Below are 21842 nucleotides of genomic sequence, written 5' to 3' on the forward strand. Positions count from 1 at the left end.
CAATGAATGCTCTTTTCCGCCTGGGCTCGGTTGCACTGCTGCTCGGTCTCGCTGCCTGCGCTTCCGAACCGGTCCACTTCCACACGCTACTTGCGCCGTCGGCTGATACGTCACCGCAGCAGCCTGTCGACTTTCTGATCGATGTCCTGTCAGTGGGCATTCCGTCCAACCTCGATCAGGTGCAACTGGTCGTGCGGCAAGGCACGAACGGCGTGACGGTGCTTGACGGCGAACGCTGGGCAAGTCCACTCGGTGACGAGGTGCATGGTGCGCTATCTGCCGAACTCACTCAGCGGCTCGGAACACAGAACATAGCGGGCCTCCCCCAATCTTCCGGCAAGCCCGTTATGAGCATCAAGGTCCAGATTCGCCGGTTCGATGCGTGGCCCGGACAGCGAGTACAGCTGGACGCCAACTGGAGTCTGGGTTTGGCAGGCGACGCCGCAAACAGCCGCTTAGTGTGCTCGGGTCATTTCGACGAGCCCGCTGACGTCAGCTACTCCAGGATGGTTACAGCGCAACAGCGCTTGATCGCAGCGCTGGCCGCCCGGATCGATACCGACGCACGACGTTGGGAGCGTTCGCGGAGCCCGGGTTGCGCCCTGGAGAGCAGCGTGTAGTCAAGCTATTTGACAGCTGCCTGGAAGGTCCGCTCGCCGAGCTTCTGTGCAACGGTCTCGATACCAAAGAACGGAATGCGGTAGTCGTATTCCAGCGACACCTGTTTTCCATCGACCAATGCGTCGGCCTTTATCTCATCCTTCACATCCGTCAGCGCATACGCGAGCGGTGGGAAGAGGAGGGAAACGACGAAGGAAGCGGATCGAACCGCAACACCACGTTCCGTGTAGTCCTTGATCGTCAGCGTCGTTTGCGAGTCCCCCACGACCTGTACACCGGCCTTGGCCGCTGCCTCCACATAGCCCCTACGGATCAGCTCCGGAACGGTGGAGCGCACCTGACAGCTCCCGCAGTCGACCAGAACGGAAATATCGGGCACGCTCTTCGGTAGAGCCGTTGAGGCCGTTGGCCCTGCGGTCGTGCACGCAGCCAGGAGCGACGCGATTGAAATCGAACCCAGTGCCGAAAGTCGAATGAGGTAATTCATGAAGGTACCGTTGGTATAGGAGGTTGCTCGGCATGGATGCGCCGACGAAGGTGTGCCACGAGCCCACACTGTGATCTCGCCGCCGTCGCTATGCCACTTGCGTGAGAGACGCCATGTGACATCAACCGTGCATTTATCACATGCCGTCACGTTTCGTGCATGGTCAGCAGCGCGTTGAAGCCTAAACTCGCTACTTCTGCAACCACGGAGGAACGTCATGGCGTTGCCCAGAGCGCGATCACTCGTCTGGCTGGCAATAGCGGTACAGGCGAGCGCATTCGCCCAGGTAGCAGTGAAACCCGGGAAGTGGGAACTGACGGGCGCCTTCCAAGGCCTGCCCTTCGGCGGCTCGGACGAGCGCGTTCGAACGGCCTGCATTTCGGAGTCAGCACTTGACTCGATCCCGGAGAAAGCGCTGATGGATGCTGCGCCCCAGCCGACTGACGATGTGTCGAAGCCGCGCCCCAAGTGCGAGTACTCCAACGTTCGTCGTGATGGTGCGCAGTCTTCATGGATACTGGCCTGCGAAGGTCCGACGATGTCCGGATCCGGCAAGGCGACGGCTACGCCTGAGCAGTTGACTCTGTCGGAGTCGTTCGAACTGAAAATGCCTTTGGGTTCCCGCTCCATTCAGCACACCGTGCGAGCACGACGTCTGGGAGACTGTTCTTGAGGACGCGACGATTATTTCATTGCTCTCGGTAATCATCATGTTTAGCGGGTCGGCTTGCGCCAGTCAGACTTTTCTTTCAGGCGTGGTTGTGGGCACAGCGATTGGTGCTGGTGGGGTCGTCTGCATGTCGATCCGCCACTAGCTTCCCCTCATGCTTTTGATGTGTTCCGATGCAGGAACGTCACTTCATTTCACGTGATTGGGTATCTGTCATGTTCTCGTTCGGAATCGTCCACCAAGGCACCGACGTAGCTTGCCGTGTCGTGCGAGAGGCAGGCGTGACTGCCGCCGCGTTCACCCTGTTCGCCGCCGCTGGACACGCACAAGCCGCCAGTTTGCCGTGTCGCCATAGCCTGTCCAGCTCGGAAAGGTTGGTCTGCGAAGACCCGGAACTGTCTTCGCTGGACGGACAAGCTCGCGACGCTCCACAGCCGCGCCAAAGATCTCGCACCGGACAGCGACGCGCTCGAGGCCGACCGGATGCATCTGGGGAGATCTTGCCCTGTAGCCGCGCTCCTCGCGATTGTGGCTATGGACGAACTGTCGCGGGAAGACGACGATGGCGGTTGCGTCGCGGGCCAGCGTCAGGCCGCGCCCGATTTGACGAGATCGAGCACGGACGGCTCGCCGAACCGTGTCGAATCGCTGCCCGCGCCGAACCGGCTCGGCTTCGACCTCGAACGCGCAATGCAGACGCGCTACCGGATCCACACGTTCCAGCCAACGGACGTGGCGACAGCACAACTGCACGGACAAGGCATGCGTGAACAATTGGTACGTCCACCGCATTGGCGAGCTCAATGCCGATATCCAGCGGCGTCAGCAAACGCAGATCATCTCCCTCAAGGCGAATCTGACCGAGCAGAAAGTCCCGTCCGACGCTCAGGAAGCCGTGCTGGAAGTCACGGGATTGCGTCTGCCTTCGACGGTGAGCACGCAGTAAGCGGGCCGCGATCGAGTAAGTACGAATTGGAGGCCGTTCGCCTCAACCACCGAATATAGGTAGTCTCGTGTTGATCGCTTTCTTTGTCTTTGTGCCGGTCGCCATTTTCGGCCTGTTCTGGATCGCGTCGCAGATAGATCCGAAGACTGGCCGCTGGCGAACGCACCGTGCCGCTCGCTATCTGGTCATCCCAGAGGGTGTTAGGAACTTGAATAGTCGGTGCGACATGTACAAGCATGAGCATGGCGAAGACAACGAAGTGTAGGCCTGCCAATGTTTCGGGCAGGCGCTCGTAATCTCGCCAGTCGCCGGAATCGGTTGAACCAACCGAAACGACCCATCGTCGCGGCAACAGCACGAAGCCCTTCTTTGCCTCTCGCAACTTGATGATCTGCAGTTCGATACCTTCGTCATGCGCAACCTGTCTAGCCGTGTCAGCGGTATAGCCCTGGGCAGCGAATGCAAGCTTTACCGTCTGGCCGGTTGCTTGCTGAACCTGACGCCCAAGCTCGGCTACCTGTGCACGCTCCTGGTCGTTGGCCGGCGTGATGTGCACCGCCAGTAGCAGACCTAACGTGTCGACAGCCATATAAATTTTGCTGCCCCTTTTGCGCTTAAGGCTAGGCCACAACAATGCAATGAAGTAGAGCGGATTTCGCCGTTTCTTTAGTTGTGCAATGATCGCGGAAAATTCAGGCACCGGCAATGCGCTTGGCGCGTCCTTGGATTCCACGGTGCCGAAATGATAAAAACGAGACGGGCCAATAGATGCAACAACTTAATCTGATCGTCGCGTTCTTAGGAACGCTTCCACAGTTTGCGGCTTCCAGGCAGCACCAACATGTGCTTGACCTCAGATCGGGGTGTGTCGTCGATTCGTTGCCGTCGACACACAGTTCGGATGTGCATATGTTCACTCTACGTCTACGCTGGCCCGGGGGGGAGGAGACGTAGAACATTTCGTCGAGGCTAACAAGTTCGTCGAATATCACATTCTCAAGGCTCATCAGATGGGAATGCAACTGGTTGCGGTTTTCGACGGCTATGGAGTTTGTCTGCACGCCGCGCCCGGACTGGATTTCAGGTCCGAGTAGCCAGATCGGCTAAAGTCCAGATTTCTGGACTCAGCGAATGACCCGAAGCCCATGCTGGCAAAAGATTCCAACAAGATTGCGCCTGGAGCAGTTCGAGCAATTTGTCTGGCCGCATCTGAGCCTGGGCCGTCGCGGACCTCGCCCCACGCTGGCCTTGCACAAGATCTTCAACTACATCCTGCAGGCGCTGTACATGGGTTGTCAATGGAAGATGCTGCCGATCGACAGGAATGCAGAAGGTCGCCCTGAAATCCACTATACGCGCATCTACCGCACGTTTCGTCGCTCGCAGGCCGATGGTTGTATCGATGCCATCTTTTCGGGCTCGGTGCAGCAGCTTCATCAGGACCAGCTGCTTGACCTTTCGGTCATCCACGGCGACGGTACCACGACGGCGGCGAAGAAAGGCGGCGACAATCTCGGGTATAGCGGGCACAAGCATCTGAAGGGCGACAAGGTGGTAGCCTTGTGCGATCGCAACTGCAACCTCATTGCACCATTCATCAGCGCTCCCGGCAACCGCAACGAATCACCGCTGTTGCGCGACGCGCTGCCAAGCCTCACCGCCATGGCCCGCGCCATTGGCGCGGGCCTGCACGGTTCAATCGTCAGCCTGGATGGCGTCTACGACTGCAGGGCCAACCGCAAGGCGATCTTCAATCGCGGCATGACCCCGAACATCCCCGAGAATCCGCGCGGACGCAAAACACCGAAGCGAGGCCAAGCAGCGCTATGATCCGGCCATCTTCGAGGAGCGTTTCAGGACCATTGAGCGGGTATTCGCCTGGGAGGACACCCATTAGCGGGCCCGTGTCAAGTGAGTAATCGATATCCCCGGCTGCCTGGGTAGCCGTTTTTGGCGACCTGTTCGACATGTTCAATTTCGATTCGGATCATGGTCACGGCGGCAACAACCAGCATGGCAGCAACGCGGATGCCGAGGAGCAGAGCGGCGCGAAAGGCGCGATGCCATTCTGATCGGTTTGAGCCGTGCGCGGCGGGTTAGGCCACGCAACGTCGCGCACGGCAGTGCCGAACCGAGGAGCCCGTTCCAGTGGACACGCTGCGAACGGGTTTGCCTCGACGGCAAATACCGTGTGGCGATCGCGCGACTTGGGCCGTTCACCAGTACTGCGATCCCCGACAAATCAACTATGGCCAGCGCGTACGGAATCGTAAGCCATTTCTGCGAGGCCGGCATGGACACATCCATTTTTCAGCTCGCCCCTTGGGCCGGCCCCGCGTACCTGGCGCTGGCCGATGCAATCGAACTTGCCATCCAGGCGGGGTCGGTTCAAGCCCGCGACAGACTTCCTTCACAGCGAATGCTGGCTGACTTCCTCGGGCTACATGTAAATACGGTCAATCGGGTGCTCCGGGAAGCGAGGCGACGCGGGCTCACGATCGGCAACAGACGCCACCGGAACCGCGGTGCATGCCACATCGATGGAAGACATCTCCGATACGTTGCATACCGGGACCGCAAAAGCGCATATAGCGGCCGGTCCCCTGGGAACACCGGACGGCTCGTGATCTTGGGGGTTCTTCGACGCTTGCCCGCATAGATGGTCTGTCCCGCCTTCGGTGACACTAGTCGCATTGACAGGTAGCTGCCACGAAGGCGGGACATACACCCGCGGACTTCCAATATTGAGGACTACATATGTCCCCGCTAATCAGTAGAATTGATCAGCGGGGAAGGACTCGCGCCGAAGCACGTGCTGCCGATCATGTGCATGCACTCGATACTGACGAGCAGAATGCGCGCACAGCGGCTCCTGCTTATGGCACGCTTTTGGCTCCTGCAACTCGTTGGTCTATATCTGCTGAATGTGGTATCGCGACCGCGTCGTTTCACAAAATGGTGCTCGCGAGCCCCGATACGAAGGCCGCCGAGGCCGATTCTCGCCGTTGAGGCGTTCGTGTCCAGCATTATCAGCTCGACGTGATTCTGACGTGCGTGCGCTGGTCAAGCCGATCCAGCGCGACTGCTATGTTGACGAGTTCGTTTTCCGTTTCAATTGCCGCACGGCGCGCTAGCGCCGACTGCATCTCTATCGCCTGCTTGAACAGGCTGAGTCGCGGCTGGCGCCGGAGCGAACTATGCACGCTCCATGCCAGAGAACGATGAGACCACAGTGCCCACCTTTGTCGCCGTTTCGCCTCAATGCCGTCAAATGGACAGACCCGTCGCACAAACCCCCGATGTTCTGCCGCTCTAAAGGTTCAATTAAACGGGCTTTCTCCCGGGTTTATTGCGTAGCGCCGACGCGGCGCAATGCATCGGCCGCAGACGTATTACCTTGTGTGATCGCGATTTGCAATGCGGTCCCGCCTCGCGCATCGACATGATTGACGTTGGCGCCATGTGCGATGAGCACCGGGAGCATATCGAGACGGCCGAATAGCGCAGCAAACGACAATGCCGTTTCCCCCGCGTTGTTGGTCTGATCGATGTCGCAATGCGTATCGAGCAGTATCGTCGCAATGTCCTTCTCGCCTTTGAAAAGCGCCCCCATCAAAGCCGTATTGCCGTGCCGGTCGGCAGCGCAAGCGTTGGCGCCTGCAGAAAGAAGGGCCTTCAGTGTCTTGGGGTGATCGTCATACGCGCTGAGAATCAACGCGGTATAGCCTTCGGGCGTCTTTGTCTCGAGCGGGAAACGGGCGTCGACCAGCGCCTGTATGATATCGGTGCGCCCGGCACGCGCCGCCGCGAACCAGTCATCCGCAAAGTTCGGGGTAACGGCCGCGGCCGAATACCCTCCTGACCGATAAACGTGCTCCGCACAACCCGCCGCCAACAGTGCGGCAATTGCCGTGACCGTGGCGGTCCGGACAATGCGCCGCACAGTCGATAATCCTCGCATTACGTTCTCCGTGAGCAACCCTATTCAACCAATCTGGAGCCTACTTGCGCAGGCCCCTTGGCACTTTAGTTGTCGCTGAGGTGTGCCGCCGCATCCCGCACACGCGCGACATCTGCCTTTGTCGCTTGCGTCAGGCGCGTACCGTAGTCGGCATCGGCCTTGTAGAAGTACGAAAGCATCGTGTACTTGTTCGCGTCGTTGGTCACGTGCGACAGGTCGCCCGCAAGCGCCGTGATCAGGTCCGCCTTTTGGTCTTCCGGCAGCGTCCGGTAGTACTCACCGGCCTGACGGAAATCGAGTGTCTTGTGGATCGCCCTTTGCTGGGTCGTCCCGCTGAGCGGCGTCTGCACGGACTTGTACTTGTTCTGCTGGGCAATCTCCGCGATGGTGGACGGTTCGTAGTTCACTTCGCCCTTCCGATCGCCGCCGTTCATCAAGCCATCCTGATTGTTATTGCTAACCGAGACGAGCGGGTGGTTGATCGGCAACTGGTTGTAGTTCGCACCGAGGCGATACATCTGAGTGTCGGCATACGAGAACAACCGGCCTTGCAGCATCCGGTCCTCGGACGGCTCGATACCCGGCACAAGTCTGGACGGCGCAAACGCCGATTCTTCCGTCGACTCGAAATAGTTGTCGGGAATGCGGTTGAGCGTCATCGTGCCCACTTTCTGCTCCGCAATCGAAGACGGCCACACCTTCGTGTCGTCGAGCGGATCGAAATCGAACTTGTCCAGATCCTTCGGCGACATTACCTGGACATAGAGGTCCCACCGGGGATACTGATGCGCCTTGATCGAGTTGTACAGGTCATTGGTCGTCAGGTTCCAGTCCTTGCCGATCGAAGCCGCGATCTCTTGCGGGCGCAGTCCGTGGATGCCCTGTTGGCTCTTCCAGTGGAACTTCACGTAGTTAACTTCGCCTTGCGCATTGACGAACTTGAATGCGTGCACCGCGAAACCGTCCATATTGCGGTACGAATCCGGCATGCCCGCGTCCGTGTAGAGGTGCGTCAGCATGTTCGTTGCTTCAGGCGTATGCGCAAAGAAGTCGAATGCCAGGTTGGCGTCCTGCACGCCGGTCACGGCCGACGGCTTGTTCGCGTGCACGAAGTCAGGGAACTTGATGGCGTCGCGAATGAAGAAGATCGGCCAGTTGATGCCGACCATGTCCCAGTTGCCTTGCTGCGTGTAGAACTTGATGGCGAAACCGCGCGGATCCCGTGCCTGCTCGGGCGAGCCGCGATACCCCATCACCGTCGAGAATCGCACGAAGACAGGGGTTTTCGTGCCGGGCGTGAATACCTTGGCGTTGGTCAGCGAACCGATGTCGGCGCTCGGTACGAATTCGCCGAAGGCGCCTGTGCCGCGCGCATGCACGACGCGCTCGGGGATGCGCTCCCGATCGAAACGCTGCAGCTTCTCGATGAGATAGGAGTCCTGCAACAGAACCGGGCCTTCGGCACCCGCGGTCTGCGAATTCTGGTTGTCGCCGACAGGCGGTCCGCTGTCTCGGGTCAGGTCCGCCGCATGTACGAGCGGAGCCACGGCGATTGCCGAGACGATCGAGAAAATGCCAGCTGCTATCTTTGTCTTCCGTACATTCATGTCGTGATCCTGATTCGAGAGAGGTGCGACGGGCATGCTATGGGCCAGCCATTCATCTGGCCAATCTTTTTTTTCGATCGAAGCGATAGCAATAGCGCCCCTTCTCTGTCGCTCAGTCGGTAAGAAGGGGAACGGCCGCTGTTGTGGCCTTAACGGACCCTCACGCGGGCAGTTCGATCACATCGGTTGCGCAAGTTCACGAGAATCTCGTCTCGCGCTAGTGTGGCTGTACATGTATAAGCATTTGATTCTACTGCCCGTCGCCCGCTAGCAATGGCAGGCGGAAGAAACCACGAACACGAACCGTGGGCATCGATACCATGTGCCGTGCGAAACGCCGCTGAGGTTCGGCCCTTCTTTTTGCTGCAGTCTTGGTAGCAGCACCTTATCTAACAAACGGCAATCAAGATCAGTCCGCGCAGCGCGCAAGCGCCGCTGGTATGACCACGACGCAGCATGCGTGCGTCATTCTGCAGCACAGAGCTTCGGGTCTTGATACCCGGTCTTTTCTCGTCGAACGCATCTCCAGTCACGAAAAAAACTGGTATTACCAGTCGATGCGAGATGGACAGTTGCAGCGGGTTGCTGCAAGAATTCGCGACGTTCAGACGTTGGATGCCGCGCTTTGCATCCGCTAAGCGGTGAGCGTTGGAAACGGCGACCGCCCTAACGAACACAAATCGAGACCCGGTTCGCGAAATCACGGTCCAAAAATAGGAGACACGATGACATCCGCAGTACCCGCAATTCCAGCTCCAGTCTTTTCGCAGCCGCTCACGCCAGTTGGGCACTCCCTGCTGCTTTCGTTCCTCGTCGCGGCCGTGCCGATCGCCGTGGCCCTTGTCATGCTTGGTCTGTTGCGCCGTCCAGCATGGCAGGCTTCGTTGGCCGGCTTGATTGCCGGGCTTGCAATTGCTATAGGCGTATGGAAGATGCCCGTCGGCATCGCGTTCGATTCTGTCGCCGCAGGCATGGCGCTCGCGCTGGTGCCCGTGATGTGGATCGTGGTCAATGCCCTCCTGCTCTATAACATCGCGGTGAAATCCGGGCGCTTCGACCAGTTTCGGCAGTGGATGCTCGATCATTTGCCTAACGACCGACGTCTCGTGCTGCTCGTCGTCGCCTTTTCGTTCGGCTGCCTGCTGGAAGGGATTTCGGGCTTCGGCACGCCTATCGCGATCACCAGCGCGCTTCTCGTCGCACTGGGCTTTCCGGCATTGGAGGCCCTCACCTACACGCTGATCTTTAACACCGCTCCTGTCGCATTCGGGGCGCTCGGTGTGCCAATCACCGTGCTGGGTGCCGTCACGTCGCTCCCGGCGCCGACGCTCGCCGCAATGGTCGGCAGGCAGCTACCCTTCTTCGCGTTGCTGCTGCCTTTCTACGTCGTCGGTGTCTACGGCGGATTTCGCTCCATCCGCAAACTCTGGCCAGCCCTCCTTGCGTCGGGTGGGAGCTTCGCGGCCGCTCAGTTCGTCACGTCCAATTTCCTCGGTTATCAGCTAACGGACGTACTTTCGTCCCTTACGTCGCTCGTGGTCACAATCGGGTTCTTGAAACTGTGGCGGCCTGAACCTGACCCCGAGTTCGCAGTCGTGCGCAGCGCGGGCGTGGAAAAGCCGGGCGCGCCCGTCGGTTATGGCGGCTGGTTGCCCTGGATCGTGGTCTCGGTCGTCGTGATCTTTTGGGTCCATGCCGACATTGCGGCCATCGGCGACGTCAAAGTGCAGTGGCCCGGCTTGCATAACGCGGTTTTCGTGACGCTGTACAACAAGCCTTACGCTGCAGTCTGGGACTTCCAGCCGCTGGGAACGGGCACGGCCATTCTCGTTGCCGCGCTGATCACGGCTGTGTGGACGCGTACCGGTGTCGCCGCCTTCTTCGACTGCGTCGTCAAGACCTGGCGTCAGACGCGAATCGCCATTCTGACAGTCATGATGATCGTGGGACTCGCCTACCTGTTGAACTATTCGGGCATGAGCTACACCCTTGGCATGGGCGTGGCGTCGACGGGAGCACTGTTCCCGCTGGTCTCGGCATCGCTGGGATGGATCGCTGTGTTTCTGTCGGGCAGCGACACCTCGGGAAATGCGCTCTTCGGCAACCTGCAGGTCGTTGCGGCTCGCCAAGTCGGTCTCGATCCGGTGCTGATGGCAGCAACCAACTCGTCAGGCGGCGTGATGGGAAAGATGATCTCGCCGCAGAACATCGCGACCGGTGTGTCGACGACCGAGCTCAAGGGCAAGGAAGGCCTCGTATTCGCCCGCACGTTCTGGCATAGCGTGTTTCTCACTCTTCTGCTCGGCGTGCTGGTCTTCCTTCAGCAGCACGTCCTGAGCTGGATGATTCCCACGCTGCCACATTGACCGCGTGGCCGTCGGTGTGTATCAAGTTGTAAGCCTTTCCTTGCATGTTCCGAGTGCAGTTTCGCGCGTCGAGGGCTCTCTGTATTCAGAGAGCCTTCGACGCGCGGCTATCGTAGTTATCGAAAAAGAGATTCCTTATGCAAACGAAACCTGTGATTTCCATCGACGACGTGACCCGTGTGCTTTCCGCTGCGCAGGCCGAGGCAAACAAGCAGAACTGGCCTGTCGCGATCGCAGTGGTCGACGACGGAGGCCATTTGCTCGGCATGTTGCGTCTGGACGGCTGCGCACCGATCGGCGCCGATATCTCGATCGGCAAGGCCCGTACGGCAGCCGTGGGGCGCCGTGAATCGAAGGCTTACGAAGACATGGTCAACGGCGGACGTACCGCCTTTACCACCGCACCGATCGTCACCGCACTCGAAGGCGGCGTTCCTTTGATTGCAGACGGTCACGTCGTTGGCGCCATCGGCGTCTCCGGAATGAAGCCCGCTGAAGATTCACAGATCGCAAAAGCCGGCGCGGCATCACTCGCCTGAGCGCGTATATCCTCCCCGAGCATCAAGTCCCTGCCGAGCGTACGCGCTCGCAGCGACCAGCCCTGAATCGCAAGTCACCTTGGAGCAGTACATGACGGAAATGACTCGGCGCGACCGTCTCCGTGTCGCTGAGAAGCTCGCCCATTTCATCGAAACCGAGGCATTGCCCGGCACCGGTGTCGACCTGGGGCAATTCTGGCGCGGATTCGCCGCCATCGTTCACGACCTGGCGCCGAAGAATCGCGCGCTGCTTGCCGAGCGCGACCGGCTGCAAGCCGAACTCGACACATGGCACCGCGAGCACTCGGGCCCCGTGCGCGATCTGAACGCCTATCGCAGTTTCCTGGAGAGCATCGGCTACATCGTGCCGACGCCGGCGAGTGTTCATGCGACCACGACCGGCGTGGATCGGGAAATTGCCGAACAAGCCGGCCCGCAGCTGGTCGTGCCGCTGTCCAACCAGCGCTACGCGCTCAACGCCGCGAACGCTCGCTGGGGCAGCCTCTACGACGCACTGTATGGCACCGACGCGATCGATGAGACCGACGGCGCTGCCCGGTCGGCGGAGTACAACCCGAAGCGTGGCGCACGCGTCATTGCGTTCGCGCGCCGCTTTCTGGATCAGGCGGCACCGCTCGCTGACGGCTCGCATGCAGAAGCGACGGGCTATAAGGTCGAGAACGGAGAGCTGGTCGTGTCGGTGAATGGACGTACGAAGGGTCTGAAGGATCCGGCTGCGTTCATTGGCTTCGTGGGCGAAGCGAACGCGCCGTCCGCAGTGCTTCTCGAACACAACGGCCTGCATTTCGAGATTCAGTTCGACGCGAACGATGTCATCGGAAAGACGGACGCCGCGCATGTGAAGGATGTGCTCATGGAGGCAGCCGTGAGCACGATCATCGACTGCGAAGATTCGGTCGCCGCCGTCGATGCCGACGACAAGGTGCAGTTGTATCGCAACTGGCTCGGCCTGATGACCGGCGAGCTCACCGAAGAAGTGACGAAGGGCGGCAAGACCTTCACGCGTCGTCTGAACGCCGACCGTGAATACACCGGCGCTGACGGCAAGCCGGTCACGTTGCATGGCCGCTCGCTGCTGTTCATCCGTAACGTCGGTCACTTGATGACGAACCCTTCGGTGCTCGACGTCGAAGGCCGCGAGATCCCTGAAGGCATTCTCGATGGCGTCGTCACGACCCTCTGCGCCTTGCACGACCGCACGCACAAGCTGAACTCGCGCACCGGCTCCATCTATATCGTGAAGCCGAAGATGCACGGCCCCGCGGAAGTCGCATTCGCGAGCGAGCTGTTCGGGCGGATCGAGGACTTGCTTGGTCTTCCCCGCAACACCATCAAGATGGGCATCATGGATGAGGAGCGCCGCACGAGCGTGAACCTCGCCGCTTGCATTAACGCCGCCGCCGCACGCGTCGCGTTCATCAACACGGGTTTCCTCGACCGGACCGGCGACGAGATGCATACGTCGATGGAAGCGGGCCCGATGATGCGCAAGGGCGACATGAAGTCGAGCAAGTGGATCGCCGCGTATGAGCGCAGCAATGTGCTGACCGGTCTTGCGGCCGGCCTGCGCGGACGCGCGCAGATTGGCAAGGGTATGTGGGCGATGCCCGACCTCATGCACGCGATGCTCGAGCAGAAGATCGCTCACCCGAAAGCGGGCGCCAATACCGCGTGGGTCCCGTCGCCAACCGCCGCGACGCTGCACGCCCTTCACTATCATCAGATCGATGTGCAGGAAGTGCAGAAGGCGCTAGAGACCACTGATCTCTCCAGCGTGCGCGACGAACTGCTCGATGGCCTGCTGACGATTCCCGTCGTCGAGCGCGCAGAGTGGACTCACGGTGAGATTCGCAGCGAAGTCGAGAACAACGCTCAAGGCATTCTCGGTTACGTGGTTCGCTGGATCGACCAGGGCGTGGGCTGCTCGAAGGTGCCCGATATCCACAACGTCGGTCTCATGGAAGACCGTGCCACCCTGCGCATTTCCAGCCAGCACATTGCGAACTGGCTGCATCATGGGGTCGTGACGACGGAAATGGTTCGGGAAACTTTCGAGCGCATGGCCGATGTCGTGGACAAGCAGAACGCGGGCGATCCCAGCTATCAGCCGATGGTGCCCGCCTACGACAAGTCTCTAGCGTTCAAGGCTGCGTTGGCACTGGTGCTTGATGGGCGAGCTCAACCGAGCGGCTATACCGAGCCCCTGCTGCATGCGTTTAGAACGCAGCGAAAGCACTAAGCGAATCGCTTCGGGGAAGTCTGACCTCGAAGGCTGGATGCAAGCCAGCCTTCGAGGCGCATTGCCGATGGCGCCGTCGACTAGGACCATCCCTCGAGCCGCAGTGTCGAGCGCACCAGTCGCTGTTCTTCCTGCTCGATCTCCGAAAAGCTGTCGCGCACGCTACGGATATGCTGGCTCGCCGCGCGCCGCGCCTGCTCCGGCAACTGGCCCGTGACCGCGTTGTAGAGCCGGGCGTGCTGCCGGTCAATCATACGTTTGTGTGGCTCGCGGTGATAGAGGTTGTTCACGGACGCGAACACAGAACTCAACATCAGGTCGTTGAGAAAGGACAGCGTATGAACGAGCACCGGGTTATGCGATGCCTCGCAAATCGCCAGATGAAAGGCGTGATCGAGCCGCGCATGGGTTGGGGCATCGGTGTCTTCGGATTCCGCTGCCAACATTGCTTCGTAGCGGCGGTTGATCAGGACATGATCGGCTGCCGTGCCGCGCAATGCAGCCAGCCGGGCGGACTCCGCTTCGATCATCTCGCGCACCTCGAGCAGGTCATACAGCGTGCGCGGCTGCGAACTCAGTAGATGCATCATCGGCGTCTGTGCGGGCTCGACAGTCAGATTAGCCACGACCGACCCCTTTCCTTGCGATGTTTCTATCAGTCCGCGCGCACGCAGGACTTTCAGGCCTTCACGCAACGCCGTACGCGAGACACCGAGCTTTTCCGTGAGACGACGTTCGGACGGAAGCGCCTGCCCCTCTTTAAGCACACCGTCAACAATCAATCGCTCAATGCGTTCGACCACGACATCGGCAAGATTACGCTTCGTGTCTTCCATATCGCCTCGACTTTCTGATTGGTATTACCAGTCACAATCGTACCACGCTCTATTGCACGAGACGGTCATGTAAGCCTCGAAAGAACGCGAAGGCAGTGAATCCACCGCGAGCGCATCGCCAATAAACTGGTATTACCAGCTTGAAAAGCGTCGACAAACGGGCAGGGACCCGCAAAAATCTTCGCCAATATGCGCTTTGGACAGGGATTGCCAAGCTGTCCGCAAGGAGACACCGCATGACCTATGCTTACGATGAACGAATCGACGGCCCACTCGTCGATCAAGATAAAGCCAAGATCGTCCGCGAGCTGCGATCGCTGTCGCCCGGTCTTCAGCTTTTGCACGAGAAAGAAGACCTCCGTCCGTTCGAATGCGACGGACTGTCTGCGTATCGCATTACGCCGATGCTCGTTGCCTTACCCGGCACGGTCGACGAAGTGCAGACGCTGCTCGCCTATGCGTCGGCGAATCGCATCCCGGTCGTGGCGCGCGGCGCGGGCACCGGCCTCTCAGGTGGCGCCCTGCCGCTCGAGAAAGGCATTCTGCTCGTGATGGCGCGCTTCAACCGCATTCTCGAACTCGAGCCGGAAGCGTCCATCGCGCGGGTGGAGCCCGGCGTGCGCAACCTCGCGATATCGCAGGCGGCGGCACCGCACGGCCTTTACTACGCACCCGATCCATCGTCGCAGATCGCCTGCTCGATTGGCGGCAACGTCGCGGAGAACGCAGGCGGCATCCACTGCCTCAAATACGGGCTCACGGTCCACAACATCCTGAAAGTGGATATCCTGACGATCGATGGTGAACGCGTGACGCTCGGGTCCGAAGCGCTCGATTCGCCGGGATTCGACCTGCTCGCGCTCATTACCGGATCAGAAGGCATGCTCGGTGTGGTCGTCGAAGTCACGGTCAAGCTGCTTGCGAAGCCTCAGAGCGCCAAGGTGCTGCTCGGCAGTTTCGACGACGTCGAGCGCGCCGGCGACGCAGTTGCGCAGATCATCGGAGCGGGTGTGATTCCAGGCGGCCTCGAGATGATGGACAACCTCGCCATCCGGGCGGCCGAGGACTTCATCCACGCTGGCTATCCGGTCGATGCCGAAGCGCTCTTGCTTTGCGAATTAGATGGTGCGGAGTCGGACGTGCAGGAAGACTGCGAGCGCGTTGAAACGCTCCTGCGAGCCGCGGGTGCGACCGATATTCGCCTCGCCGCGAACGAAGCGGAACGGCAGCGGTTGTGGGCGGGCCGCAAGAACGCGTTTCCGGCTGTGGGCCGCATTTCTCCGGACTATTACTGCATGGACGGCACGATTCCGCGCCGGGAATTGTCGCGTGTACTGCGCGGCATCGCGGCGCTCTCGCAAGAGTACGGTCTGCGCGTGGCGAATGTATTCCACGCGGGCGACGGCAACATGCATCCGCTGATTCTGTTCGATGCTAACGCGCCCGGCGAAACGGAACGCGCGGAAGCCGTCGGCGCGCGCATCCTTGAGCTCTGTGTTGAAGTGGGCGGCAGCATCACGGGCGAGCATGGCGTCGGACGCGAAAAGATCAATCAAATGTGCGCGCAGTTCAACGCCGACGAACTGAGCTTCTTCCACGCGGTCAAGGCGGCATTCGATCCCGCCGGCCTGCTCAATCCCGGCAAGAACGTGCCAACACTACATCGCTGCGCCGAATTCGGTTCGATGCACGTCCATCACGGCGCACTGCCCTTTCCCGAACTGGAGCGTTTCTGATGCGGCGCGATTCAACCACCCACGACGATAGCGTGCGTCTCGTCGAAGAAGTGCAGGCCGCAATCGCGTCCAGACAACCGCTTCTCATTCGTGGCGCGTCGAGCAAGGCGTTTCTGGGCCGGCCGGCCGCGCCAGGCTCGCGAGAGATCGACACGCGTTCGCACCGCGGCATCGTCAGCTATGACCCGAGCGAGCTCGTGATCACCGCGCGTGCGGGAACGCCGCTCGCCGAACTCAACGCCGTACTGGACGACGCCAATCAGATGTTGCCCTGTGAGCCGGCGAGTTATGGCGGCCAGGCGACGGCAGGCGGCGCGGTTGCCGCCGGCCTCGCGGGACCGCGTCGTCCGTGGTGCGGTTCCGTGCGCGACTTCGTCCTGGGCTGCCGGGTCATTACGGGCGAAGGCAAGCATCTGCGTTTCGGCGGTCAAGTCATGAAGAATGTCGCGGGCTTCGATGTTTCGCGGCTGATGAGCAGCAGCTTCGGCTGTCTTGGACTCATCACGGAGATTTCATTGAAGGTGCTGCCGAAGGCGCGCGCATCCGCGAGTCTTGCGATCGCGATGGAAGCAAGCGACGCGATGCGCGAACTGTCGGCGTGGCGCCGCGCCGCGCTGCCCTTGAGCGGGGCGTGCTTCATCGACGGTGCGCTGCATGTGCGGCTCGAAGGCGGCACGGGACTGGTTCGATCCGCCGTGGATCGCATTGGCGGCAAGGAACTCGATCCGCGCTTCTGGGACGACCTGCGCGATCAGCGGCTTGCGTTCTTCGACGATCCTCGCCCGCTATGGCGTCTGTCGTTGCCTAACGCGGCGCCGCTGGTCGAACTGCCGGGTGCCGTGCTGCTCGACTGGGCCGGCGCTCAACGCTGGCTCAAGAGCGATGCGAGCGCAGCCGACATCCGCGCGATCGCAACCGCGGCCGGCGGTCATGCCACCTGCTTCACTCCGCGCAGCGATGTCGAGCCGTTTCATCCGATTCCTTCGCCATTGATGCGCCTGCATCAACAACTGAAAGTGCGCCTCGATCCACACGGCATCTTCAATCCGGGCCGGATGTACGCAGACTATTGAACATCGAGCGCCGGAGACTTCCACACCATGCAAACGAAACTCAGCAATCAGGCTCTCTCACTTCCGCGCGCGAAAGAAGCGGAGGACATTCTTCGCACGTGTGTGCACTGCGGCTTCTGCAACGCGACTTGTCCGACGTATCAACTGCTGGGCAATGAACTGGATGGCCCGCGCGGACGCATCTATCTGATCAAGCAGATGCTCGAAGGCGAGCTTGTCAGCGACAAAACGCAACTGCACCTCGATCGCTGCCTCACCTGCCGCAACTGCGAGACGACGTGTCCGTCGGGGGTGAAGTATCACTCGTTGCTCGATATCGGCCGCGATATGCTAGACCGGAGCGTCGAGCGTCCCTTCGCGCAACGCGTGATGCGTACCGGGCTGCGTAAGGTCATTCCGCGCCCGCGCACGTTCGGCGCCATGCTCAAAGCGGGTCAACTCCTGCGCGGCGCATTGCCGTCGAACATCGCCGACAAGATTCCGCACAAGGTCATCAGCGCGGGGACGCGCCCGCCGGTACGGCACAAGCGCCGCATGCTGATGCTCGAAGGCTGCGCACAACGCTCGCTCTCGCCGAATACCAATGCCGCGACCGCGCGCGTGCTCGATCGTCTGGGCGTCAGCATCGACGCAGTGTCGGAGGTGGGTTGCTGCGGCGCCGTCGACTATCACCTCGATGCGCAGAACGCGGGCCTCGACCGCGCCCGGCGCAACATCGACGCGTGGTGGCCGAAGGTCGAAGCTGGCGCGGAAGCCATCATTCAAACGGCGAGCGGCTGCGGCGCGTTCGTCAAGGAGTATGGTCATCTTCTGCGCGACAACCCCGCCTATGCCGAGAAGGCCCGGCACGTGAGCGAACTGGCGTGTGACATTGGCGAAGCGCTCGCGCGCCTGCCCATCGAACGTCTGCCGGTCAAACCGGACCAGCGGGTCGCCTTCCACTGCCCTTGCACGCTTCAGCATGCGCAGAAACTCGGCGGGTCCATCGAAGGCCTGCTTACCCGACTCGGATTTACCCTCACGGGCGTGCCCGACGCGCATCTGTGCTGCGGATCAGCGGGAACGTATGCATTCACGCAGCCCGAGCTTTCCCGCAAGCTTCGCGACAACAAGCTCGATGCGCTCGAAAGCGGCAAGCCCGATGTCATCGCGACCGCGAACATCGGGTGTCAGACCCATCTCGGCGGTGCGGGCCGGACCGCGGTACGTCACTGGATCGAGATTGTCGACGAGGCCATCGCGTGAACGCCGAATCACCTTATTGACCAACATAGCGAGAGACTGGAGACAATCAACTGGTTGCGGGTTTTCGACGGCTATGGAGTTTGTCTGCACGCCGCGCCCGGACTGGATTTCAGGTCCGAGTAGCCAGATCGGCTAAAGTCCAGATTTCTGGACTCAGCGAATGACCCGAAGCCCATGCTGGCAAAAGATTCCAACAAGATTGCGCCTGGAGCAGTTCGAGCAATTTGTCTGGCCGCATCTGAGCCTGGGCCGTCGCGGACCTCGCCCCACGCTGGCCTTGCACAAGATCTTCAACTACATCCTGCAGGCGCTGTACATGGGTTGTCAATGGAAGATGCTGCCGATCGACAGGAATGCAGAAGGTCGCCCTGAAATCCACTATACGCGCATCTACCGCACGTTTCGTCGCTCGCAGGCCGATGGTTGTATCGATGCCATCTTTTCGGGCTCGGTGCAGCAGCTTCATCAGGACCAGCTGCTTGACCTTTCGGTCATCCACGGCGACGGTACCACGACGGCGGCGAAGAAAGGCGGCGACAATCTCGGGTATAGCGGGCACAAGCATCTGAAGGGCGACAAGGTGGTGGCCTTGTGCGATCGCAACTGCAACCTCATTGCACCATTCATCAGCGCTCCGGCAACCGCAACGAATCACCGCTGTTGCGCGACGCGCTGCCAAGCCTCACCGCCATGGCCCGCGCCATTGGCGCGGGCCTGCACGGTTCAATCGTCAGCCTGGATGGCGTCTACGACTGCAGGGCCAACCGCAAGGCGATCTTCAATCGCGGCATGACCCCGAACATCCCCGAGAATCCGCGCGGACGCAAAACACCGAAGCGAGGCCAAGCAGCGCTATGATCCGGCCATCTTCGAGGAGCGTTTCAGGACCATTGAGCGGGTATTCGCCTGGGAGGACACCCATTAGCGGGCCCGTGTCAAGTGAGTAATCGATATCCCCGGCTGCCTGGGTAGCCGTTTTTCGGATTCAATACCCGAATACAGGTGGCCGAACGCGCCCGTGACTTCAATGCTGGCTGCGACGAATCGCGCCAGACACCCATCTGGATCAAGCAATCGGCGGTACAACCGGTGCCTTTCGCCCTGGCGGCCATGCCGCCCCGGAAGAACATTGGTACCGCAACGCGTCCAGGGAATCCGTACAAATTCGAGGGCTGCCCCATCAGGGCGCCAATCCGTCGATGCTCGCGTCGCAGGCGATCCGCCTTGACTGCATTCGGGGACGGCGGCACGGCATCCCATTCAAATTCCTGGGCTGGAACCCAATCCTCCCACGGGGCTTGCCGGTCGCCGTCGAAAGCATCACGTGAAGCAGCGCGTCACATCAAACGGTTTGTTCTCCTTCAGAATATGGAAGCATGCACGCGCCAGCTTGTGCGCCAACGCCTTGCGTGCGACGATCGGGTTGGTACGGGCTTTCTTGCGTTCATAAAAACGCCTGGCCTCAGCGCAATAGCGCTGGGCGAAATTGGCTGCTTCCACGAACGCCCAGCACAGGTACCGGTTGCCGTTACGGATGTTGCCTTCGCTTTTCTTCTTGCCGTTGCTGGTGTGGCAGCTGCCCACGCAGCGGGCATAGGAGGCGAAGTTACCGACGTTTGCGAAACGCTCAATGGAGCCGGTTTCCAGCGGGATGACCGTTGCCAGGATCTGGCCGATGCCGGGCACGCTGGTAAGCAGTGCATACTCGGCGCGCGGCCGAACTTTGTCGGCCAGCCGCTTTTCCAGCACTTCGATCTGGGTGGAAAGCGTCGAGACGACGGCCAGGTTGGCCTGTATGGCGAGCGCGACCTCGGCCGGCAGTCCCATCTGCTCGATGGATTCGGCCGTCAGCCGCAGGACCTGACTACTGGATATGCGCATGCCGTGATGCCGAGCCGTGAGGTTCTCGATCGCAAGCATGTGGCTGGTGCGGCTGCGGACCAGCTGCATGCGCTTGCGGGCGAGATCACGCACGCTGCGCGCTTCGAGCGGCAGGATCGTCCCGGTGGGGAGGATGCCCAGTCTCAGCAGCCGGGCCAGGTAACGGGCATCCGTCTCGTCGCCACTGTGCTTGAGCCCGTCATACTGCCTGATGGCCGTTGTGTGGGCCAGATGGACCGTGAAGCCTGATGCCTGCAGCCCGTCAACCAGCCAGTACCAGTTGAACGTTGACTCGACGACCACGCCCGCGAGCGTTTCTTGCCACGGGGCAAGAAACGCGAGAATCTTCGGGAGCTCGTTGGGAAGGCGCTTTTCTGCCACGATCCGGTCCGTTTCATCGATCACCGTGACCACGCTGTTGTTCGAGTGCAGATCAATGCCGCTATAGTTCATGATGAGCCTCCTTCCGGTTAAAGCGGTTCGCAAACTCACTTTAACCCCGCCGCCCGAGAGGGCGGCGGTGGGAGGCCCGCTAGATGATTTTCAAGTTCCGCCGTCTGCTGCTGCGCTTTGAGCGCATCAGTGACGTTCACTATGCGTTCAAGACGCTTGCCTATACGATGATCAACCTGCGCCACTACTGCTGAACCAGCGCGTGGCTCGCACTTCACTGACGGCGCCATGCGCCATGATCGCTCACGCCTGTTGCGTTCGCATTCCTGATCATAATGTACATTCGATATCGAGATGCCTGTCGCTTTTCACAACGATGTGCCTGGCTTCGCACGATCAGCAACGGCCATCGTAGTTCTACCGTTCGCAATGGACGGAAACCCGCAACCAGTTGTCTCACATGGCTTGTATTCCTGCCCTCGAGCTAGTAATGACCAGATCGTCCGGGCTATCTTGTTTGCCAGTGCGACTGCTGTGATGTTCGTTCCGCGTCGGCCTTGCATCTCAATGTTCCATTTTGAGAGGACATCGCTGTGTCTGCCGGCCTGCTGAACAACAGCTCTCGCGCCATGTACCAGCAGCATGCGTAGGTACCTTTGAATCCACGCTGCGCCAAGACGTCGTTCTTCTTCATCGTCACGTATTTCGGAACAATTCCCGGATTGCGGCGCTCAACCTCATCAAGGGCGTCGCGATGATCCAAGAGCGCGGTCACCTGTTCGACTACGTTCCACGCTAAGAGCACCTCGAACACCTTAGGGATGAGCGGCGTCGTTCCCGCTTGATCACGTCCGCCTTTCAGGCCAACTGCCGGTTTGTCGGGCCAAGGATAGCTGTTCATCGGCGTGCTCGTGAACTGACTTAGCTCATAGATTCGCTCGACAATTCGGCGCTTTTTGAGATGCTGCAGCTTCGACGTAGGTCGTGCCTGTGAACCGGATACATCTCCTTTCATCTTCCCTCGCTGCTTCGGCACACGACGATGTTGAAGATAGGTCGAGCAAACTAGCGGCGTGACCTCGTTCAATCTTCTGAGTCCCAGGCCAGCAACGTATTGGAGAAAATCGTTTGCGCCATTGAAGAACTTCACCAGGGTAGCTGCCTTGGGTCGCTTCCGCCCCGCGCAACCGCGGCGAAGGTACCGATAGACAATGGCCTTGG

General features: G+C 60.4%; 20 protein-coding genes and 1 pseudogene. 13 read left to right on the forward strand and 8 right to left on the reverse strand.

Annotation, left to right across the window (positions count from 1 at the left end):
* The first annotated feature begins 2 nt into the window (after positions 1-2).
* Complete coding sequence (locus OKW44_RS28420; RefSeq protein WP_018418454.1) at positions 3-620, forward strand: PqiC family protein; 618 nt, start codon at positions 3-5, stop codon at positions 618-620.
* Positions 621-625: 5 nt separating this feature from the next.
* On the opposite strand, the gene OKW44_RS28425 is transcribed toward OKW44_RS28420, so the two are convergent.
* Positions 626-1108, reverse strand: coding sequence for a hypothetical protein (locus OKW44_RS28425; RefSeq protein ID WP_239498997.1), 483 nt, complete (start codon positions 1106-1108; stop codon positions 626-628).
* A gap of 217 nt (positions 1109-1325) precedes the next feature.
* On the opposite strand from OKW44_RS28425, the gene OKW44_RS28430 reads away from it, so the two are divergent.
* Together OKW44_RS28430 and OKW44_RS28435 are read left to right on the forward strand one after the other, a co-directional pair.
* Positions 1326-1781: a DUF3617 domain-containing protein gene (locus OKW44_RS28430; RefSeq protein ID WP_018418456.1), complete on the forward strand. Its 456-nt coding sequence runs from the start codon at positions 1326-1328 to the stop codon at positions 1779-1781.
* Positions 1782-2544: 763 nt separating this feature from the next.
* Complete coding sequence (locus OKW44_RS28435; protein WP_018418457.1) at positions 2545-2724, forward strand: hypothetical protein; 180 nt, start codon at positions 2545-2547, stop codon at positions 2722-2724.
* Positions 2725-2944: 220 nt separating this feature from the next.
* Here OKW44_RS28435 and OKW44_RS28440 read toward each other — a convergent pair.
* Positions 2945-3340: pseudogene (locus tag OKW44_RS28440) on the reverse strand (transposase); the annotation flags it as partial.
* Positions 3341-3855: 515 nt separating this feature from the next.
* On the opposite strand from OKW44_RS28440, the gene OKW44_RS28445 reads away from it, so the two are divergent.
* On the forward strand, positions 3856-4554 hold the full coding sequence (locus OKW44_RS28445; RefSeq protein WP_051103738.1) for a transposase: 699 nt from the start codon (positions 3856-3858) through the stop codon (positions 4552-4554).
* Between the two features lie 463 nt (positions 4555-5017).
* Positions 5018-5383, forward strand: coding sequence for a GntR family transcriptional regulator (locus OKW44_RS28450; protein WP_084753992.1), 366 nt, complete (start codon positions 5018-5020; stop codon positions 5381-5383).
* Between the two features lie 370 nt (positions 5384-5753).
* On the opposite strand, the gene OKW44_RS28455 is transcribed toward OKW44_RS28450, so the two are convergent.
* The 3 genes from OKW44_RS28455 to OKW44_RS28465 all read right to left on the reverse strand — a co-directional run bounded on the left by OKW44_RS28455 (position 5754) and on the right by OKW44_RS28465 (position 8292).
* The gene (locus tag OKW44_RS28455) at positions 5754-5927 is read right to left on the reverse strand and encodes a hypothetical protein (RefSeq protein ID WP_018418461.1); all 174 of its coding nucleotides are present in this window, start codon (positions 5925-5927) and stop codon (positions 5754-5756) included.
* 143 nt (positions 5928-6070) lie between these two features.
* Complete coding sequence (locus OKW44_RS28460; RefSeq protein ID WP_051103739.1) at positions 6071-6685, reverse strand: ankyrin repeat domain-containing protein; 615 nt, start codon at positions 6683-6685, stop codon at positions 6071-6073.
* A 65-nt stretch (positions 6686-6750) separates the two neighbouring features.
* Positions 6751-8292: a catalase gene (locus OKW44_RS28465; RefSeq protein WP_018418463.1), complete on the reverse strand. Its 1542-nt coding sequence runs from the start codon at positions 8290-8292 to the stop codon at positions 6751-6753.
* Positions 8293-8732: 440 nt separating this feature from the next.
* Here OKW44_RS28465 and OKW44_RS28470 point away from each other — a divergent pair, with 440 nt between their 5' ends.
* From OKW44_RS28470 to OKW44_RS28485, 4 genes are all read left to right on the forward strand, one after another.
* Positions 8733-8930 (forward strand): hypothetical protein, encoded by a 198-nt coding sequence (locus tag OKW44_RS28470; protein ID WP_162633900.1) that lies wholly within the window; start codon positions 8733-8735, stop codon positions 8928-8930.
* Between the two features lie 87 nt (positions 8931-9017).
* Positions 9018-10658, forward strand: a complete 1641-nt coding sequence (locus OKW44_RS28475) for an L-lactate permease (protein ID WP_026225464.1) — start codon at positions 9018-9020, stop codon at positions 10656-10658.
* Positions 10659-10795: 137 nt separating this feature from the next.
* Positions 10796-11197: a heme-binding protein gene (locus OKW44_RS28480; protein ID WP_018418465.1), complete on the forward strand. Its 402-nt coding sequence runs from the start codon at positions 10796-10798 to the stop codon at positions 11195-11197.
* A gap of 91 nt (positions 11198-11288) precedes the next feature.
* Positions 11289-13457 (forward strand): malate synthase G, encoded by a 2169-nt coding sequence (locus OKW44_RS28485; protein WP_018418466.1) that lies wholly within the window; start codon positions 11289-11291, stop codon positions 13455-13457.
* An 80-nt stretch (positions 13458-13537) separates the two neighbouring features.
* Here OKW44_RS28485 and glcC read toward each other — a convergent pair whose 3' ends face one another.
* Complete coding sequence (gene glcC / locus OKW44_RS28490; protein ID WP_018418467.1) at positions 13538-14293, reverse strand: transcriptional regulator GlcC; 756 nt, start codon at positions 14291-14293, stop codon at positions 13538-13540.
* Between the two features lie 236 nt (positions 14294-14529).
* Here glcC and glcD point away from each other — a divergent pair, with 236 nt between their 5' ends.
* The 4 genes from glcD (at position 14530) to OKW44_RS28510 (ending at position 19140) form a co-directional block, all read left to right on the forward strand.
* Positions 14530-16029: a glycolate oxidase subunit GlcD gene (glcD, locus tag OKW44_RS28495; protein ID WP_018418468.1), complete on the forward strand. Its 1500-nt coding sequence runs from the start codon at positions 14530-14532 to the stop codon at positions 16027-16029.
* On the forward strand, positions 16029-17102 hold the full coding sequence (glcE, locus tag OKW44_RS28500) for a glycolate oxidase subunit GlcE (RefSeq protein ID WP_018418469.1): 1074 nt from the start codon (positions 16029-16031) through the stop codon (positions 17100-17102). Before glcD ends, glcE begins: the two co-directional genes overlap by 1 nt.
* 27 nt (positions 17103-17129) lie before the next feature.
* Positions 17130-18347, forward strand: a complete 1218-nt coding sequence (gene glcF / locus OKW44_RS28505) for a glycolate oxidase subunit GlcF (RefSeq protein WP_018418470.1) — start codon at positions 17130-17132, stop codon at positions 18345-18347.
* A gap of 160 nt (positions 18348-18507) precedes the next feature.
* Complete coding sequence (locus tag OKW44_RS28510) at positions 18508-19140, forward strand: transposase (protein ID WP_239498998.1); 633 nt, start codon at positions 18508-18510, stop codon at positions 19138-19140.
* Between the two features lie 527 nt (positions 19141-19667).
* On the opposite strand, the gene OKW44_RS28515 is transcribed toward OKW44_RS28510, so the two are convergent.
* Both OKW44_RS28515 and OKW44_RS28520 read right to left on the reverse strand, forming a co-directional pair.
* Positions 19668-20681 (reverse strand): IS110 family RNA-guided transposase, encoded by a 1014-nt coding sequence (locus tag OKW44_RS28515; RefSeq protein WP_018418471.1) that lies wholly within the window; start codon positions 20679-20681, stop codon positions 19668-19670.
* A gap of 448 nt (positions 20682-21129) precedes the next feature.
* Entirely contained in the window at positions 21130-21771 is a 642-nt protein-coding gene (locus OKW44_RS28520; RefSeq protein ID WP_162633901.1) for a hypothetical protein, read from the reverse strand.
* Positions 21772-21842 lie beyond the last annotated feature (71 nt).

Origin of the sequence: Paraburkholderia lebeckiae (assembly GCF_050436325.1) — a bacterium.
GTDB classification, from domain to species: Bacteria; Pseudomonadota; Gammaproteobacteria; order Burkholderiales; family Burkholderiaceae; genus Paraburkholderia; species Paraburkholderia tuberum.

Excerpts from the sequence above, each read along its gene's own strand:
- OKW44_RS28420 (WP_018418454.1), top strand. The coding sequence starts at position 3 with ATGAATGCTCTTTTCCGCCTGGGCTCGGTTGCACTGCTGCTCGGTCTC.
- OKW44_RS28425 (WP_239498997.1), bottom strand. The coding sequence starts at position 1,108 with ATGAATTACCTCATTCGACTTTCGGCACTGGGTTCGATTTCAATCGCG.
- OKW44_RS28430 (WP_018418456.1), top strand. The coding sequence starts at position 1,326 with ATGGCGTTGCCCAGAGCGCGATCACTCGTCTGGCTGGCAATAGCGGTA.
- OKW44_RS28445 (WP_051103738.1), top strand. The coding sequence starts at position 3,856 with ATGACCCGAAGCCCATGCTGGCAAAAGATTCCAACAAGATTGCGCCTG.
- OKW44_RS28450 (WP_084753992.1), top strand. The coding sequence starts at position 5,018 with ATGGACACATCCATTTTTCAGCTCGCCCCTTGGGCCGGCCCCGCGTAC.
- OKW44_RS28460 (WP_051103739.1), bottom strand. The coding sequence starts at position 6,685 with ATGCGAGGATTATCGACTGTGCGGCGCATTGTCCGGACCGCCACGGTC.
- OKW44_RS28465 (WP_018418463.1), bottom strand. The coding sequence starts at position 8,292 with ATGAATGTACGGAAGACAAAGATAGCAGCTGGCATTTTCTCGATCGTC.
- OKW44_RS28470 (WP_162633900.1), top strand. The coding sequence starts at position 8,733 with ATGACCACGACGCAGCATGCGTGCGTCATTCTGCAGCACAGAGCTTCG.
- OKW44_RS28475 (WP_026225464.1), top strand. The coding sequence starts at position 9,018 with ATGACATCCGCAGTACCCGCAATTCCAGCTCCAGTCTTTTCGCAGCCG.
- OKW44_RS28480 (WP_018418465.1), top strand. The coding sequence starts at position 10,796 with ATGCAAACGAAACCTGTGATTTCCATCGACGACGTGACCCGTGTGCTT.
- OKW44_RS28485 (WP_018418466.1), top strand. The coding sequence starts at position 11,289 with ATGACGGAAATGACTCGGCGCGACCGTCTCCGTGTCGCTGAGAAGCTC.
- glcC (WP_018418467.1), bottom strand. The coding sequence starts at position 14,293 with ATGGAAGACACGAAGCGTAATCTTGCCGATGTCGTGGTCGAACGCATT.
- glcD (WP_018418468.1), top strand. The coding sequence starts at position 14,530 with ATGACCTATGCTTACGATGAACGAATCGACGGCCCACTCGTCGATCAA.
- glcE (WP_018418469.1), top strand. The coding sequence starts at position 16,029 with ATGCGGCGCGATTCAACCACCCACGACGATAGCGTGCGTCTCGTCGAA.
- glcF (WP_018418470.1), top strand. The coding sequence starts at position 17,130 with ATGCAAACGAAACTCAGCAATCAGGCTCTCTCACTTCCGCGCGCGAAA.
- OKW44_RS28510 (WP_239498998.1), top strand. The coding sequence starts at position 18,508 with ATGACCCGAAGCCCATGCTGGCAAAAGATTCCAACAAGATTGCGCCTG.
- OKW44_RS28515 (WP_018418471.1), bottom strand. The coding sequence starts at position 20,681 with ATGAACTATAGCGGCATTGATCTGCACTCGAACAACAGCGTGGTCACG.